The sequence below is a fragment of the Hymenobacter cheonanensis genome (genome assembly GCF_030581075.1).
Lineage (GTDB): Bacteria > Bacteroidota > Bacteroidia > Cytophagales > Hymenobacteraceae > Hymenobacter.
In genome coordinates this window covers 129,164-144,082 of record NZ_JAUQSW010000006.1, presented here as the reverse complement: position 1 = coordinate 144,082, position 14,919 = coordinate 129,164, and the positions used below count along the sequence as shown (strand labels likewise).

14 protein-coding genes are annotated in these 14,919 nt (G+C 64.5%); 13 read left to right on the top strand and 1 reads right to left on the bottom strand.

What is annotated here, in order from left to right; all coding sequences use genetic code 11:
• Positions 1-78 precede the first annotated feature (78 nt).
• The 13 genes from Q5H89_RS13170 (at position 79) to hisIE (ending at position 13,277) form a co-directional block, all read left to right on the top strand.
• Positions 79-2,577, top strand: a complete 2,499-nt coding sequence (locus tag Q5H89_RS13170; RefSeq protein ID WP_305019790.1) for a TonB-dependent receptor — start codon at positions 79-81, stop codon at positions 2,575-2,577.
• Positions 2,578-3,150: 573 nt separating this feature from the next.
• Positions 3,151-3,822, top strand: coding sequence for an alpha/beta fold hydrolase (locus Q5H89_RS13165; RefSeq protein ID WP_305019789.1), 672 nt, complete (start codon positions 3,151-3,153; stop codon positions 3,820-3,822).
• 118 nt (positions 3,823-3,940) lie between these two features.
• Entirely contained in the window at positions 3,941-4,072 is a 132-nt protein-coding gene (locus Q5H89_RS13160; RefSeq protein WP_305019788.1) for a hypothetical protein, read from the top strand.
• 206 nt (positions 4,073-4,278) lie between these two features.
• Positions 4,279-5,130 carry an ATP phosphoribosyltransferase gene (gene hisG / locus Q5H89_RS13155; RefSeq protein ID WP_305019787.1) on the top strand — a complete coding sequence of 284 codons (852 nt, stop codon included), beginning with the start codon at positions 4,279-4,281 and terminating at the stop codon, positions 5,128-5,130.
• A 122-nt stretch (positions 5,131-5,252) separates the two neighbouring features.
• A complete protein-coding gene (gene hisD, locus Q5H89_RS13150) occupies positions 5,253-6,566 on the top strand; it encodes a histidinol dehydrogenase (protein WP_305019786.1) in 1,314 nt (437 codons plus the stop codon).
• Between the two features lie 106 nt (positions 6,567-6,672).
• Entirely contained in the window at positions 6,673-7,731 is a 1,059-nt protein-coding gene (gene hisC / locus Q5H89_RS13145) for a histidinol-phosphate transaminase (RefSeq protein ID WP_305019785.1), read from the top strand.
• Positions 7,732-7,828: 97 nt separating this feature from the next.
• A complete protein-coding gene (hisB, locus tag Q5H89_RS13140) occupies positions 7,829-8,932 on the top strand; it encodes a bifunctional histidinol-phosphatase/imidazoleglycerol-phosphate dehydratase HisB (protein WP_305019784.1) in 1,104 nt (367 codons plus the stop codon).
• 59 nt (positions 8,933-8,991) lie between these two features.
• Positions 8,992-9,675: an imidazole glycerol phosphate synthase subunit HisH gene (hisH, locus tag Q5H89_RS13135; RefSeq protein WP_305019783.1), complete on the top strand. Its 684-nt coding sequence runs from the start codon at positions 8,992-8,994 to the stop codon at positions 9,673-9,675.
• A gap of 57 nt (positions 9,676-9,732) precedes the next feature.
• Positions 9,733-10,461 (top strand): 1-(5-phosphoribosyl)-5-[(5-phosphoribosylamino)methylideneamino]imidazole-4-carboxamide isomerase, encoded by a 729-nt coding sequence (locus Q5H89_RS13130; RefSeq protein ID WP_305019781.1) that lies wholly within the window; start codon positions 9,733-9,735, stop codon positions 10,459-10,461.
• Positions 10,462-10,510: 49 nt separating this feature from the next.
• Positions 10,511-11,224 (top strand): HAD family hydrolase, encoded by a 714-nt coding sequence (locus tag Q5H89_RS13125; RefSeq protein WP_305019780.1) that lies wholly within the window; start codon positions 10,511-10,513, stop codon positions 11,222-11,224.
• A gap of 61 nt (positions 11,225-11,285) precedes the next feature.
• A complete protein-coding gene (gene hisF / locus Q5H89_RS13120) occupies positions 11,286-12,086 on the top strand; it encodes an imidazole glycerol phosphate synthase subunit HisF (protein ID WP_305019779.1) in 801 nt (266 codons plus the stop codon).
• A gap of 51 nt (positions 12,087-12,137) precedes the next feature.
• The gene (locus tag Q5H89_RS13115) at positions 12,138-12,545 is read left to right on the top strand and encodes a VOC family protein (RefSeq protein ID WP_305019778.1); all 408 of its coding nucleotides are present in this window, start codon (positions 12,138-12,140) and stop codon (positions 12,543-12,545) included.
• Positions 12,546-12,608: 63 nt separating this feature from the next.
• Positions 12,609-13,277 (top strand): bifunctional phosphoribosyl-AMP cyclohydrolase/phosphoribosyl-ATP diphosphatase HisIE, encoded by a 669-nt coding sequence (gene hisIE / locus Q5H89_RS13110; RefSeq protein ID WP_305019777.1) that lies wholly within the window; start codon positions 12,609-12,611, stop codon positions 13,275-13,277.
• A 183-nt stretch (positions 13,278-13,460) separates the two neighbouring features.
• Here hisIE and Q5H89_RS13105 read toward each other — a convergent pair whose 3' ends face one another.
• Positions 13,461-14,447 (bottom strand): hypothetical protein, encoded by a 987-nt coding sequence (locus Q5H89_RS13105; protein WP_305019776.1) that lies wholly within the window; start codon positions 14,445-14,447, stop codon positions 13,461-13,463.
• Positions 14,448-14,919: the final 472 nt, after the last annotated feature.

Sequence of the window (14,919 nt, the reverse complement as noted above, 5' to 3'; positions counted from 1 at the left end):
AGTTGAGAAAGCCAACCGCCGCGCGGCCGGCCAGCCCCTGCGTAGCTTTACGGAACCGTTTTTTCTGCTGCCTCTGCGTTGAAGCCTTTACCTCTTGTTATCCTACTAAGCAGCCTGCCGGTGGCCGCGCCCGTGCTGGCCCAGCAGGCGCCTACGCCACTCGCCGCTGCTCAAACCACGGTGCTCAGCGGCACCGTGCGCGATGCCCAGGGCCAGCCCCTGGAACTGGTGGTAGTAGGCCTCGAAGGCCAGCCCGGCGGCGCTACTACCGATGCGCAGGGCAACTTCACGCTACGCCTGCTGCGGCCCCTGAGCGGGCCGGCGGTGCTGGTGGCCCGCCGGCTAGGCTACCAGCCGCTGCGCCAGCCGCTGCGCCTGCCCGAGGCGGCCGGCCAGCCCCTGCGGCTAGCCCTGCAAGTCGATACCAAGGCCTTGGGTAGCGTAAATGTGCGTGCCCGCGCCGCCGGCGCCGACACCCGCGAGCAGGCCAGCCTGGTGCAGCTCGACCCCCAAACGGCCAAGGTGCTGCCCTCGCCCTTCGGCGATTTCAACGCCATTCTCAAAACGCTGCCCGGCGTGGTAAGCAACAACGAGCTGACGAGCACCTACAACGTGCGCGGCGGCAACTACGACGAGAACCTGCTCTACGTCAACGGCTTCGAGGTGTACCGGCCGTTCCTCGTTACGCAGGCGCAGCAGGAGGGCCTGAGCTTCATCAACCCCGATTTAGTGCAGCGCGTCGATTTTAGCACCGGCGGCTGGCAGCCCAAGTACGGCGACAAGCTCTCGTCGGTGCTCGATATCCAGTACAAGGAGCCCGAGAAATTTGCGGCCTCGGTCACGGCCAGCCTCGTGGGCGGGGCCGCGCACGCCGAGGCGCGCTCGGCCGGCGGCCGCGTGAGCTACCTGGCCGGCGTGCGCTACAAGAATGCGCAGTACGTCTTCAACGCCCTTAAACAGAACCAGGGCCAGTACAACCCGACCTTTTACGACGGCCAGGCCTACGTGAATATCGGGCTGGGCAACAAGGAGAATATGCAGAAAACCAGCCTGGGCATCTTGGGCGTGGTGGCGCACAACGACTACCGCTTCGTGCCCCAGACCGGGCAGGTATCGTTTTCGACGGCCGTCAACCAGGTGGCCAGGGTCAATATCTACTACGACGGGCGCGAGCGCATGCAGTACGATACCTACCAGGCGGGCCTCGATTTGCGACATAATTTCCACCCCGGCCTGCAAGTTGACCTGCTGGCCTCGGCGCTGAGCACCCGCGAGTTTGAGTTCAGAGACGTGGAGGCGGCCTACACCTTTGCCGACGTCAACCGCGACCCCACCAGCCCCGATTTCAACCAAGCGGTGCGCCAGCGCAATATCGGCTCCAGCTTCAACCACGCCCGCAACGACCTCACGGCCCGCGTGTACACGGCCGAGCTGCGCGGCCGCTGGAACCCCGGCGGCGACCCGCTCGGGGCGCACACCGTGCGCTTTGGCGTGAAGATGGGCCGCGAAAGCATTCACGACCAGCTCGATGAGTACAGCTTTGCCGACTCGGCCGACTATGTGCCCGATGCCCGCCGCACCCGCCTCGCCGCCGACTTGAGCCTGCTCAGCACTCGCACCCAGGGCTACGTGCAGCACACCTGGCAAATCGACTCGCTCAAAACGCTGACCTACGGCCTGCGGGCCCACTACTGGACCGAGAACCAGCAGCTCGTGCTCAGCCCGCGCGTGCAGTTTGCCGCGCGCGACCGCCGCCACCCCGAGCGCAGCTGGAAGCTGGCGGCCGGCGTGTACGCCCAGCCGCCCTTTTACCGCGAGCTGCGCAACATGCAGGGCCAGCTCAACCCCGAGCTGCGGGCCCAGAAATCGCTGCACTTCGTGGTGGGCCGCCAGGTAGAGCTGCAGCTGATGAACCGGCCCTTTCGCCTCAACACGGAGGCCTATTACAAGTACCTCACCGACGTTATTCCCTACGAGGTCGACAACGTGCGCCTGCGCTACTACGCTACCAACCAGGCCACGGCCTACGCGGCCGGCTTCGAAACGCGCCTGAGCGGTGAGTTTGTGAAGGGCGTGGAGTCGTGGCTGAGCCTGGGCTTGCTCGGCACCCAGGAGAAGGGCGACACCACCGCCACCTACGACGCCAACGGCAAACGCACCGGCTACGAAACGCTCGGCTACATCCGCCGGCCGCAGGACCAGCGCCTCACGGCCAGCATCTTCTTCCAGGACCACCTGCCCGATAACCCCTCGGTGCGGGGCTATGTGAACCTCGTGTTTGGTACCGGGCTGCCCTTCAGTGCGCCCGGCCGGCTGCAAGACCGCCAGACCAACGCCACCAGCGCCTACCAGCGCGTCGATATTGGCTTCTCGAAAGTGCTGAGCCTGCGCGCCACGCCCAAACCCCACCCGTATTCCTTCGAAAGCCTGTGGCTGAGCCTGGAGATTCTCAACATCCTGGGGGCCAATAACGTGTCGGGCTACAGCTACCTGCAGGACGTGAACGGCCGCACCTACGCCGTGCCCACCTACCTCTCGCAGCGCGTAGTGAACCTGCGGGCGATAGCGCGGTTCTAGGCTGCGCTAGGTGGTAGTAGGGGCTAGCCGGGCGGTATCTTTGCCCGTACCTCGCGTTAGGTACGTCCCCCAGCCCAACGGCTACTCTTGTTAAAAAGAGAAGCCCGGCTGCTAGGAACAGACCGGGCTTCGAGAAGTGTGGGGGTTTTCGCACAACCCTTTACTTCTGAGCAAGATGAAAAAGGACAGCGCGAAGTCGGAGTTTGAAGTACTGTTCAAGCTCCGCATGTCCAGTAAGCTAGTTCGCTGGCTTATTGGCATCGTAGCGAGTGGTACTGCCGCTACGGCGGTAGCCCACTGGCTGCACTAAGTTGGCAACGGCCGCGCCGCCAGGGGCGGCCGTTGTTTTTAAGCCCGGCCTATCGCCGGGCTGTGCAAATATACGTGGGGGCGCAACGTTTTGGTTCAAGACCGCTTACGCTAGCCGGGCCAGGGCATTCGTCGGCCCGTAGGGGCGCCACCCAATAGAGTTTGTCCGGTGCCGGAGCCAGGAACCTATAGCCCGCCGCGGGGTTTTTGCCCCGGGCCGCCGGTAAAAACCGCTCACGGGCGCGGCGCTAGCCATTCTTTCGCATGAAACGCCTGCTGCTGCTCCACGGCTATACCGAAGACCGCACCATTTTCGACCCCTTGCGGCCGCTGCTGCCGCCCTTTGCCGAAGTTATTGCGCTGGAGCTGGCCGAGGAGTTTGCGGCCTGGCGCCCGGCGGGCCCGGTCAATGTGGGGAGCCTGGCCCGGTACCTGGTGGCGCGCTACCATATCGGGCCCGCCGATGTGCTCATCGGCCATTCGATGGGCGGCTGGATTGCCGCCCATATCAAGGAGCAAACCGGGGCCACGGCCATTCTGCTCAGCTCGTTTACCGACCAGGCCAAGATTGTGTCCCGCATTCGCAGCCCGCGCCTGCTAGGCATCTACGCCCGCCTGGGCCTAGTGCAAAACCGCTGGCTGAACGAGTATTTCCGCCGCCGCTACCGCCACGACGAGTCGCGCGCCTTGCACGCGCAGCTCATCGGGGGCATGGGGCGCTGGCGCCGCCGCTACGTGGCCCAGCAGCTAGGGGTGCTGTTTGCCCCGGTGCCGCCGCTTGGTACCGCGCCCGATTTGCGCCTGCACGCCCGCGCCGATACCGTGGTGCGCCCACCCGATGAGCCGTATGTGGAGCTGCCCGGCGACCATTTTGCGCATTATTTCTACCCGCAGCTGGCGGCGGCCGCCATTGGGCAGCTGCTGGCCGGGCGCTGAAAAGCAACGGCCAGCCCCACCCGGCTCGCTACCATTACCGGCGAGGGGCTAGCCGTGGACGCGGCTTTTGCGTAAGAGGGCTTTGAAATTCGGGCCGCCGGCCTACCTTTGCCCCACGATGACCCCCGTTTGCTGCCTCACATCTGCCTTCAGCCCCGCGCTGCCGGCCCCCGCTTTGGGGCTAGCGGCTGCCTGGCGGGCTACGCCGCCGCTAGGGGCGGCGCCGCAGCATCACCACCACCATCTGTAGGAGACCGGGCAACCGGGCTGGCCGCTACCTTGTAGCCTACTGGTGCCAGCCGCTCGCGTCTCCACCACCGCCCGGCCCGGGCCGGACCACAACTTTTTCTTCGTTTGGGTATTTACCGAAGAAGCTTCCGGGCAGCCAAGGGCTAGCCGGGGCCTCGTTCACTCTTGCCGCCGGCCCGCTGCCGGGCCGGCGGCGCTTTCTCTCTCATGCTGCGTTTAGCCATTCAAAAGTCCGGCCGTCTCTCGGAGGACTCCCTTCAGCTCATCCGCGAGTGCGGCATCAGCTTCGTTTCGTCTTCCTATAAGCTCAAGGTCGAGGCCAGCAACTTCCCGCTCGAAATCCTCTACCTGCGCGACGACGATATTCCGGGCTACGTGCAGGACGGCGTAGCCGACCTGGGCATCGTGGGCCAGAACGTGCTGGTGGAAGCCGGCTGCGCCGCCCTCGAAGTCGAAACCCTGGGCTTCAGCAAGTGCCGCCTGAGTTTGGCCGTGCCGCGCGGCGCCGACTACAATTCGGTGGCCGACTTGCAGGGCAAAAGCATTGCCACGTCGTACCCCAAGCTGCTCGGCGACTACCTGGCCGGCCAGGGCGTGCGGGCCCACCTGCATACCATTTCGGGCTCGGTCGAGATTGCGCCCAGCATTGGGCTGGCCGAGGCCATCTGCGACATCGTGAGCAGCGGCTCGACGCTGCTCGGCAACGGCCTGCGCGAGGTGGAAACCATTTTTCGCTCGGAGGCCGCCCTCATTGCCGCCCCCAGCCTGAGCGCCGACAAGCAGGCGCTGCTCGACCAGCTGCGCTTTCGGATGCAGGCCGTGCGCCGGGCCCAGCGCTCGAAGTACATTGTGCTCAACGCCCCGCTAGCCGCCCTCGATGCGGTTAAGGCGCTGCTGCCCGGCATCAAGTCGCCCACCGTCACGCCCCTGGCCGAGGACGGCTGGGTGTCGGTGCAGTCGGTGGTGGAGGAAGACAAGTTCTGGCACATTGCCGGCGAGCTGCAGGCCATTGGGGCCGAAGGCATTCTGGTGCTCCCGATTGAGAAGCGGGTCGGGTAGATACTTAAAAAGAACGTCATGCTGAGCTTATCGAAGCCTCTCGCCTGCGTCGTTAGGAGTAGTAACCCTAGCGACGCGGCCAGGATGCTTCAACAAGCTCAGCATGACCAACGCTTGTTGCCATGCAAATTTTTCGCAATCCCGACCCTAGCCAGTGGCCCGCGCTGCAGCTGCGCCCGCTGGCCGAGAGCAACGCCGCCGTGCTGGCCCGCGCCGGCGAGATTTTCGACGACGTGGCCCGGCGCGGCGACGAGGCCCTGCACCAGTACGCCGCCCAGCTCGACGGCGTGCCCGCGCTGGCTAGCCTGCGCGTGAGCGCCGAGGAGCTGGCCGAAGGCGCCGCCCAGGTGCCGGCCGCGCTGCAAGCGGCCATCCGCCAGGCCATTCAGAATATCACCCTTTTCCACGCCGCCCAGCGCCCCGCCGCCGTGGAGGCCGAAGTCGAAACCATGCCCGGCGTGCGCTGCTGGCGCCGCAGCGTGGCCGTGCCGCGGGTGGGGCTGTACGTGCCGGGCGGCTCGGCGCCCTTGTTTTCGACCTTGTTGATGCTGGGTATTCCGGCCAGGCTGGCGGGCTGCCGCGAGATTGTGCTGTGCACGCCGCCCGGCCGGGGCACGGGCGCCATTGCGCCGGCTATCCTTTTCGCTGCCCAGGAGCTGGGGCTGACCACGATTATCAAAGCGGGCGGGGCGCAGGCCGTGGCCGCCCTTACCGTGGGCACGGCCTCGGTGCCGGCCGTGGATAAGATTTTCGGCCCCGGCAACCGCTACGTGACGGCCGCCAAGCAGCTGGCCGCCCAGCGCGGCGTGGCCATCGACATGCCCGCCGGCCCGAGCGAAGTGCTGGTGATTGCCGATGCCAGCGCCAACCCCGCCTTCGTGGCGGCCGATTTGCTCTCGCAGGCCGAGCACGGCCCCGACTCGCAGGTGGTGTTGCTGACTGATTCAGAAGACATCCTGACGGGCGTGCTGGCCGAGCTGGAGCGGCAGCTGCCGCTGCTGCCCCGCGCCGGGATTGCCCGCCAGGCCCTGGCCGAAAGCCGCGCCCTGCTGCTGCCCGACGTGCCTGCCATGCTCGAGTTCAGCAACCAGTACGCCCCCGAGCACCTTATCCTGGCCGTGGCCGCGCCCGAGGCCCTGGCCGCTGATATCTACAACGCGGGCTCGGTCTTCATGGGCTACCTTACGCCCGAGGCGGTGGGCGATTACGCCTCCGGCACCAACCACACGCTGCCCACCGGGGGCTACGCCCGGGCCTACAGCGGGGTATCGCTCGATTCGTTTTACAAGAAAATTACCTTCCAGCAGCTCGCCCCCGCCGGCCTGCTCGCGCTAGCCCCGGTAGTGGAGCCCATGGCCGAGGCCGAGGGCCTGCGCGCCCACGCTCACGCCGTGGCGCTGCGCCGCGAAGCTTTGGAATCATTTAATTTAAAATAGACCGTCAGGCGGAGCTTGCTGAAGCAGCTTGTTCGCGCCGCTAGGGTTACCCAACTAAGCGGCCAGGATGCTTCGGCAAGCGCCGCCTGACGGACGCAATTTTGCTATGTTCTTCAATCTAGATTCCCTCATTCGCCCCAACGTGCGGACGATGAAGCCGTATTCTTCGGCCCGCGACGAGTTTCAGGGCGAGGCCCGGGTCATGCTCGACGCCAACGAAAACAGCCTGGGCAGCGCCGGCCCCGCCGCGTTCAACCGCTACCCCGACCCGCACCAGCGCGCCGTGAAGGCAGCGCTAGCCCCTCTGAAGGGCGTAACGCCTGAGCAGGTATTTCTCAGCAACGGCTCGGATGAGGTCATCGACCTGCTGGTGCGCCTCGTAGCCCGCCCCGGCCAGGATAGCATCCTGAGCACGCCGCCCACCTTCGGCATGTACGAGGTGGCCGCCGCCCTCAACGACGTAGCGCTGGAGCGCGTGCCGCTCGACGCCGATTTTCAGCTCAGCGAAGACGCCATCGCGCAGATTAGCGCGTCGCCGGCCAAAATTGCTTTTTTGTGCTCGCCCAACAACCCTACCGGCAACCTGCTGCGCGCCGCCGACATCGAGCGGATTTTGCGCGGCTTCCCGGGCCTGGTGGTGGTGGACGAAGCGTATGGCGACTTTGCCGACCAGCCCAGCTGGATATCGCGCCTGCCCGAGTTTGCCAACCTGGTGGTGCTACAAACCTTCTCCAAAGCCTGGGGGCTAGCGGGCATTCGCCTGGGCATGGCCTTCGGCTCGCCGGAGGTGATTGCCTACCTCAACCGCATCAAAATGCCCTACAACGTGTCGGAAAATACTCAGCGCCTGGCCTTGGCCGCGCTCGCCGACACCGGTCGCTTCGAGGCCATGCGCCAGGAGCTGCTGCAAGGCCGCGCTACGCTGCAGGCCGCCCTGGCGGAACTGCCCATCGTGGATTATATTTTTCCGTCCGACGCCAACTTCCTGCTCACCCGCTTCCGGCCCGATGCGGGCGCGGTGTACCAGCACCTGCTGGCCCAGGGTATTGTGGTGCGCCGCCCCAGCCAGGCCAGTCTGGCCGGCACCCTGCGCCTGACCGTGGGCTCGGCCGCCGAGAACGCGGCCCTGGTGGCCGCGCTGCGGGCGTTTGGGGCGGCCGGCTAGCGAGTTCAGTAATGGCTGCTATCCCTCCGCGCTTGCAGAGCCAGCCCGCTGTAGGCGGGCGTATCCGTTAAATCTGTAAAATCCGTTTGAATCTGCGATGAAAAAGGTATTATTCATTGACCGCGACGGCACCATCCTCATCGAGCCGCCGATTGACTTCCAGATTGATGCCTGGCATAAATTCGACTTCGTGCCCGGCGCCATTACGGCCCTGGCCCAGCTAGCCCGCGACGGCGAGTACGAGCTTGTCATGGTGACCAACCAGGATGGCCTCGGCACCGACAGCTACCCCGAGGCTACCTTCTGGCCCTACCAGCAAAAAATGCTGGACATCCTGAAAGGGGAGGGGGTTGAGTTCGCCGAGATTCTCATCGACCGCAGCTTTGCCCATGACCCGGCCCCGACGCGCAAGCCCGGCACGGCGCTGCTCACGCGCTACCTCGACCCGGTCCAGGGCTACGACCTGAAGCACTCCTACGTGATTGGCGACCGGCTAACTGATGTGCAGCTGGCCGAGAACCTGGGCTGCCAGGCCATCCTGCTGCACGCCGAGGCCGACGAGCGCGCCGCGCTCAGCACCACCGACTGGGCCCGGGTGTACGAGCACCTGCGCCGCCCGCCGCGCAAGGCCCACGTGATGCGCAACACCAACGAGACGCGCATCGAAATTATCCTCAACCTCGACGGCACCGGCCACACCGACTGCCAGACCGGGCTGGGGTTCTTCGACCACATGCTTGACCAACTGGGCAAGCACAGCGGCTGCGACCTCTACGTGCGCACCCACGGCGATTTGCACATCGACGAGCACCACACGGTGGAAGACACGGCCATCGCCATTGGCGCAGCCTACAACGAAGCCCTTGGTGATAAACGCGGCGTGAACCGCTATGGCTTCCTGCTGCCCATGGACGACGCGCTGGCCCAGGCCGCCATCGACTTTTCGGGCCGGCCCTGGCTGGTGTGGGAGGCGGAGTTTAAGCGCGAGCGGGTGGGCGACGTGCCGACCGAGCTGTTTTACCATTTCTTCAAAAGCTTCTCCGACGCGGCCCGCTGCAACCTCAACATTACCTGTTCGGGTGACAACGAGCACCATAAAATCGAGGCGATTTTCAAGGCCGTGGCCAAGTCCATTAAAATGGCCCTGGTGCGCGACCCGGCCGGCCAGCACGTGATTCCCAGCACGAAAGGAATCCTGTAAGCTGTATTTATCATTTGGGTAAACTTGGAAAAGTTGCCTGATTAACCAAATGTTTTAACATGGACATCGCCGTTATCGACTACCAGGGGGGCAACGTGCAATCGGTGCTTTTTGCCCTGGAGCGGCTGGGCATGAATGCCACCCTCACGGCGGACCCCGCCGTAATTCGGGCAGCCGACCGGGTGCTGTTTCCGGGCGAGGGCGAGGCCAGCTCGGCCATGCGGGCGTTGCGCGCCGCCGGCTTGGATAAGGTGCTACCCACGCTTACGCAGCCGTTTCTGGGCATTTGCCTGGGCATGCAGCTGCTAGGCCGCCACAGTGCCGAAGGGCCGGCCGGTGGCACCGAGCTGCTGGGCATGCTGCCCTTCGACGTGGTGCGCTTCACGCCGCCCGACGCGGCGCACAAAGTGCCCCACATGGGCTGGAACAACCTGCACGACCTGCAAACGCCTCTTTTCGCGGGCCTGGGCAGCCTTTCGGCCAGCCCGAGCCCCCAGCCGGACTCGACCCAAGGGCCCGCCCCGGCGCTGCTGCCCACGGCGGCCGACTACGTGTACTTCGTGCACAGCTACTACGCGCCGGTGGGCGATTACACCATTGCCCAGGCCAGCTACCCGGCCAGCCAGCCGTTCAGCGCCGGCGTGCGCTACCGCAACTTCTACGGCGTGCAGTTTCACGTGGAGAAGAGCGGCCCGGTGGGCGAGCAGATTCTCAAAAACTTTCTCACTGCCGACCTGACTTAAAAATTTAACAAATGGTGCAAGTGCCGGTAATGCAGTTGGCGTTTGCATATTTCTCAAATGGATATAATACCCGCTATTGACCTGATTAATGGTTCGTGCGTTCGCCTGACGGGCGGCGACTTTGCCCGCCAGACCACCTACGCCGCCGACCCGCTGGCCCAGGCCCAGTACTTCGAGCAGCTGGGGGCCACGCGCCTGCACCTGGTTGACCTGGATGGGGCCCGCGCCCGCGCGCCGCGCCAGCTGCCGGTGCTCGAGCGCCTGGCCCGGCACACCGGGCTGCACATCGACTTTGGGGGCGGCATCCAAACCACGGCTTCGGCTGAGGCGGCGTTTGCGGCCGGCGCGGCGCAGCTCACGGCGGGCAGCATCGCGGCCCGCGAGCCGGCGCTGGTGGGGGAGTGGCTGGCCCGCTTTGGGGCCGACCGCATCATCATCGGGGCCGATTTCAAGGGCGAGCACATTGCCGTGAGCGCCTGGACCGAGCAGTCGGACCAGACGCTCACCGGCTTTGTCGGGGCCTGGCTGGCCGCGGGCGCCACCACCTTCATCTGCACCGATGTGAGCCGCGACGGCCAGCTGCAGGGCCCCGCCACGGATACCTACACCGCATTGCGGCAGCAGTTTGCGGCGGCGCAGTTCGTGGCCAGCGGCGGCGTAACGACGGTGGCCGACGTGGCGGCGCTGCGCGAGCTGGGCCTGGCGGGGGCCATCATTGGCAAGGCCATTTACGAGCGTACTATTACGGAGCCGCAGCTGCGGGCCGAATTGGCAAAAGAGGCCTAACCCGCTAGCTAAAATGCCTGCCACATTCCCAGCAGTTCCAGCAGTTCCGGTGACAACCGTGCTCTTCGACCTCGACGACACCCTGTTCGACCACGCGGCCACGGCGCGGGCGGCGCTGGCCGCCACGGCGGCGGGCCGGCCCACGCTGCGGGGCGTGCCGCTTGCGGAGCTATACCAGCGCTACAGCGACTTGCTGGAGGAGATGCACCCGCGCGTGATGAGCGGTCAGCTGACGTACCAGGCGGCGCGGGAGCAGCGCTTTCGGCAGCTGCTGGCGCCCTACGAGCCGCCCGTGTCGGCCGCGGCCCTGGCGCAGCTGGCCGCGCAGCACTACGGCCACTACCAGCGGCTGCGCCAGCCCGTGGCGGGGGCGCTAGCCCTGCTGCAACGCCTCAAGCCGCTGGTTAAGCTTGGCATCGTCACGAATAACCGCACGGCCGAGCAGCAGGAAAAGCTGCGTTTTCTGGAAATGACCAGCCTGGTGGATGCGCTCATTACGTCGGAAGACGTGGGCGTGCTCAAGCCCGACCCGGCTATTTACCACGTGGCGCTGGCGCGCCTGCAGGCCAGCCCCGCCCAAACCGTGATGGTGGGCGACAACTGGCAGGCCGATGTGCTCGGGGCCCTGGCCGTGGGCATCCGGCCGGTGTGGCTGAACCGCTTTGGGGCGGCCCGGTTGCTACCGCACGTGGCGGAGCTTACCAGCCTGGAGCCGCTGGCGGAAGTAGTGCCCCACCTTACCGGGCTTGCTACGCTTACCTGAATAGGCTAGCCAGAGTACCTAGCCCGCCCCGCGGCTTATGATTTTACGTTAATTTCCTGCTATGCTTACCAAACGCCTCATTGCCTGCCTCGACGTGCAGAACGGCCGCACCGTGAAGGGGACCAACTTTGTGAACCTGCGCGACGCCGGCGACCCGGTGGCCCTGGCTGCGCGCTACGCCCAGGAGGGCATCGACGAGCTGGTGCTGCTCGACATTACGGCCACCGTGGAGAAGCGCCGCACCCTCATCGAACTGGTGCGCAACGTGGCCCGCGAGGTCAACATCCCCTTTACCGTGGGCGGGGGCATCGGGGCCGTGGCCGATGTGGAGGCGCTGCTGCTGAGCGGGGCCGATAAGGTCAGCCTCAACTCTTCCGTGCTGCGCGAGCCCGGCCTGATTGACGAGCTGGCCCGGCGCTTCGGCTCGCAGGCCATCGTGGTGGCCGTCGATGCCCGCCAAACCAACGACCCGGCCGCTAGCCCTGCCGGGCACGACCCCGCCGCCGAAGCCTGGGAAGTATTCACCCACGGCGGCCGGCGCCCTGCCGGCCGCGAGGCCGTGGCCTGGTGCCGCGAGGCCGCCGCGCGCGGGGCGGGCGAAATCCTGCTCACGAGCATGAGCCACGACGGTACGCGCGACGGCTACGCCCTGGGCCTGACCAGCGCGGTGGCCGCCGCCGTGGGCGTACCCGTTATTGCCTCGGGCGGGGCCGGGGCGGCCCCGCATTTTCGCGACGTGCTGCAGCCCGGCGGGGCCGACGCCGCCCTGGCGGCCAGCGTCTTTCACTTCGGCGACTTATCGGTGGCTGGCCTCAAAAACTATCTGCTGGCTGAAGGCGTGGCCATGCGGCCGGTAGGCTAGGGTAGGCGTAGCATCTTCCAGCCACGCGTTAAGCTCAATATCTCTTATATCATGCAGCAACAGCTTGCTCACGTCGCCCTGGTGGTGCGCGATTATGACGAAGCGCTCGCCTTTTATACCCGGCAGCTCGGCTTCCGGGTAGTGGCCGACACGCCCCTGGGCGGGGGCCGGCGCTGGGTGCTGGTGGTCCCGCCCGGCCCCGCCGGGGGCAGTGCCCTGCTGCTAGCCCGGGCCGAGGGCCCCGAGCAGCTGAGCCGGGTGGGCAACCAGACGGGCGGCCGGGTGTTCTTATTTCTGACGACCGACGATTTCTGGCGCGATTACCACGCCATGCAGGCTCTGGGGGTGCACTTTCTCGAAACACCCCGTGAGGAAGCCTACGCCACGGTGGCCGTGTTTGAGGACCTCTACGGCAACCGCTGGGACCTACTGCAACCCAAGCCCGCGCAGCCCGCTTAAGGGGCGTATTTATCGGGCCTTCTTTCCCTCCCGGCGCGGGCCTAGCCCGCTTCTATTTCGATTATGACGTTAGACTTTCAAAAAATGCCCGACCAGCTGGTGCCCGCCGTGGTGCAGGATGCCGCCACCGGGCAAGTGCTCATGCTGGGCTACTTCAATGCCGAAGCCTGGCAGCGTACCCAGGCCGAGGGTCGGGTTACGTTCTTTTCCCGCTCCAAGCAGCGCCTCTGGACCAAAGGCGAAACCAGCGGCCACTACCTGCAGGTGGTGAGCCTGCACGTAGACTGCGACCAGGATACGGTGCTCGTGCTGGCCCGCCCCGATGGGCCAACCTGCCACCGGGGCACCACCAGTTGCTTTGAGGCCCTGCCCGGTGAGGCGGACGAGCCGGGCGCGCTGCCAGCGCCCGCCGTGGGTTTTCTGGCCGAACTCGACCAGCTGATTGCCCACCGCCAGCAGCACCCCGAAAAGGAACCCGGCTCGTACACGGTGCGCCTCTTCGAGAAGGGGCTCGCCCGGATTGCCCAAAAAGTAGGGGAGGAGGCCGTCGAAACCGTTATTGATGCCATGGCTGGCAACCGGGCCGGTCTGCCCGGCGAGGCCGCCGATTTGCTGTATCACCTGCTGGTGCTGCTGCAAGCCTCGGGCTCCTCCCTGGACGAGCTGCTCGCAGTGCTGCGCCAGCGCCACCAGGTTATCAAAGGCGGGCAGCGCCGCCCGCTGCCAGACTAAGGGGATACCGTATCTACCTTAAAAGCCCGTTCGCTTACCAGTGAACGGGCTTTTAAGGTAGGTACGGTATGCCACTCAAGCACTAGCTGGCAGGGATTACAGGCAGCGCTTAACGCGTCAATTAACTTAACATAATTAATATACAAAAACAAAACCTGTTGATTTAAAGCAGGTTAGTAGGTTTCAGCGGCGTAGCTGGCGCTCTATTTTATCCAGTAAAGCCCTGATTAGGGCGAGGTCCTCAGCCTCCGTCACGTCGAGTTGCGTATTGATGCCTGGCCCGGAGAGGTCGATGCGGAACAGGAGTGGTGAGCTGCCGGATTGAGAGGAGGGTTTTAAAGAAATCGTTGCGGCAGTTGTCGGGGTGCTGTTTACGGGGGCTGCTGAAGGCTGCGGCGGCAGCTTGGCGGAGGCTGGCGCAGGGGGGGAGACGCTGTGCGCGTCGCTTAGGCCAAACAGGTTGGCAATAGCGTCGGCGGTAGCGGCCGGCGCGGGCCGCGAGACTGGTACCGGCCGCTGGTGGCCGGTAATTTCCGTCTGTGGGGAACGCTGTTCCTTAACCGCGCTATCCTTAGTAGGGGCTGCCTGCGAAATCCGCTCGCTGGCTTCAGCTGCTGCCACCGGGGCTGCCGATTCGGTGGTTTCAATAGCGGTGGGTTCGTCGGCGAGGGGCACGGCTGCGGCGGGTACCTGGCGAAAGACGTTCGCCGCCAGCGGGGGGCTGGCTAATTCGCGTCGGGGGCCCTGCTGAGCGGCTAGCTGGTCGATATCGGCCAGCATGTTGTGCTCATCAAGCAGGCCAACCATATGGGCGCCATCGACGAAGGCTTTCGCTACTCCCTGCGCGTTTATTTCCTCCACGCCAAATTCACGCATCAGCAATACGTCGAGCATGGCTACCGGCAGCTCCCGGGAGCGGAATTTGCGACAGAGCTGCGTGAATAAGACGGGCGTCAGAAAGGCTTCCCGGTGGAAAAGCAGTTCTTCCTGCTTGTCGTAGGCGTGCTTAATCCGGCGAAAGAGCGTGGTAGTAGTCAGCATTTCGCGCTTGCTGGTCAGCAGCCCAAACTTGACGGCGGAGCCCACTATCGCTTTGAAAGAGCCACTAACCTTGCGGTTTAGCTTGCGGGCACAAGTTTCCAGCGCGCACTTTCCGCCGGTATCATCCACTACTTCCGCTACTTCCCAGGCCCCACTATAGCTTGTGCGGGGGTAATCAATTAATTTAGGCATTAGTACAGATGGAGTATAAACACGGCAAGTATAAACAAAAAAGAGTGATTAATACTATAAAGTATAAAAAAGTTTAAAAATAATAAATTTCTTTGTACTTTTTTATACTTTATAGTATTAGCTATCCTTTTTGACTTGTACTTGTATCCAACCTAACACTAGCAGCAAGAGGTTTGTACTTATACTATCGATACTAGGGGAGGTCCAGCCACTTCAGTTACCCAGAACCCGCTAAAATAAAAGTTCACCAACTTCCTTCCTATAGCAGCCAGCCGCTGTGTGACTTAAGTAGCAAGTAGCAGTTACTTATAAGCTTCGCTCTCCATTGCCGACTGCTGACCGATGCGCGGCCAGACACAAAGTGCAGGACACCAGAATCGGAATCGGTGCTCTGTGGAGCCGGCTTTTT

What these genes read in the sequence shown, in the direction of transcription:
- hisF (WP_305019779.1), top strand. Translation starts at nt 11,286, where the DNA reads ATGCTTACCAAACGCCTCATTGCCTGCCTCGACGTGCAGAACGGCCGC.
- hisH (WP_305019783.1), top strand. Translation starts at nt 8,992, where the DNA reads ATGGACATCGCCGTTATCGACTACCAGGGGGGCAACGTGCAATCGGTG.
- hisC (WP_305019785.1), top strand. Translation starts at nt 6,673, where the DNA reads ATGTTCTTCAATCTAGATTCCCTCATTCGCCCCAACGTGCGGACGATG.
- hisB (WP_305019784.1), top strand. Translation starts at nt 7,829, where the DNA reads ATGAAAAAGGTATTATTCATTGACCGCGACGGCACCATCCTCATCGAG.
- Q5H89_RS13160 (WP_305019788.1), top strand. Translation starts at nt 3,941, where the DNA reads ATGACCCCCGTTTGCTGCCTCACATCTGCCTTCAGCCCCGCGCTGCCG.
- Q5H89_RS13130 (WP_305019781.1), top strand. Translation starts at nt 9,733, where the DNA reads ATGGATATAATACCCGCTATTGACCTGATTAATGGTTCGTGCGTTCGC.
- hisD (WP_305019786.1), top strand. Translation starts at nt 5,253, where the DNA reads ATGCAAATTTTTCGCAATCCCGACCCTAGCCAGTGGCCCGCGCTGCAG.
- Q5H89_RS13165 (WP_305019789.1), top strand. Translation starts at nt 3,151, where the DNA reads ATGAAACGCCTGCTGCTGCTCCACGGCTATACCGAAGACCGCACCATT.
- Q5H89_RS13115 (WP_305019778.1), top strand. Translation starts at nt 12,138, where the DNA reads ATGCAGCAACAGCTTGCTCACGTCGCCCTGGTGGTGCGCGATTATGAC.
- hisIE (WP_305019777.1), top strand. Translation starts at nt 12,609, where the DNA reads ATGACGTTAGACTTTCAAAAAATGCCCGACCAGCTGGTGCCCGCCGTG.
- hisG (WP_305019787.1), top strand. Translation starts at nt 4,279, where the DNA reads ATGCTGCGTTTAGCCATTCAAAAGTCCGGCCGTCTCTCGGAGGACTCC.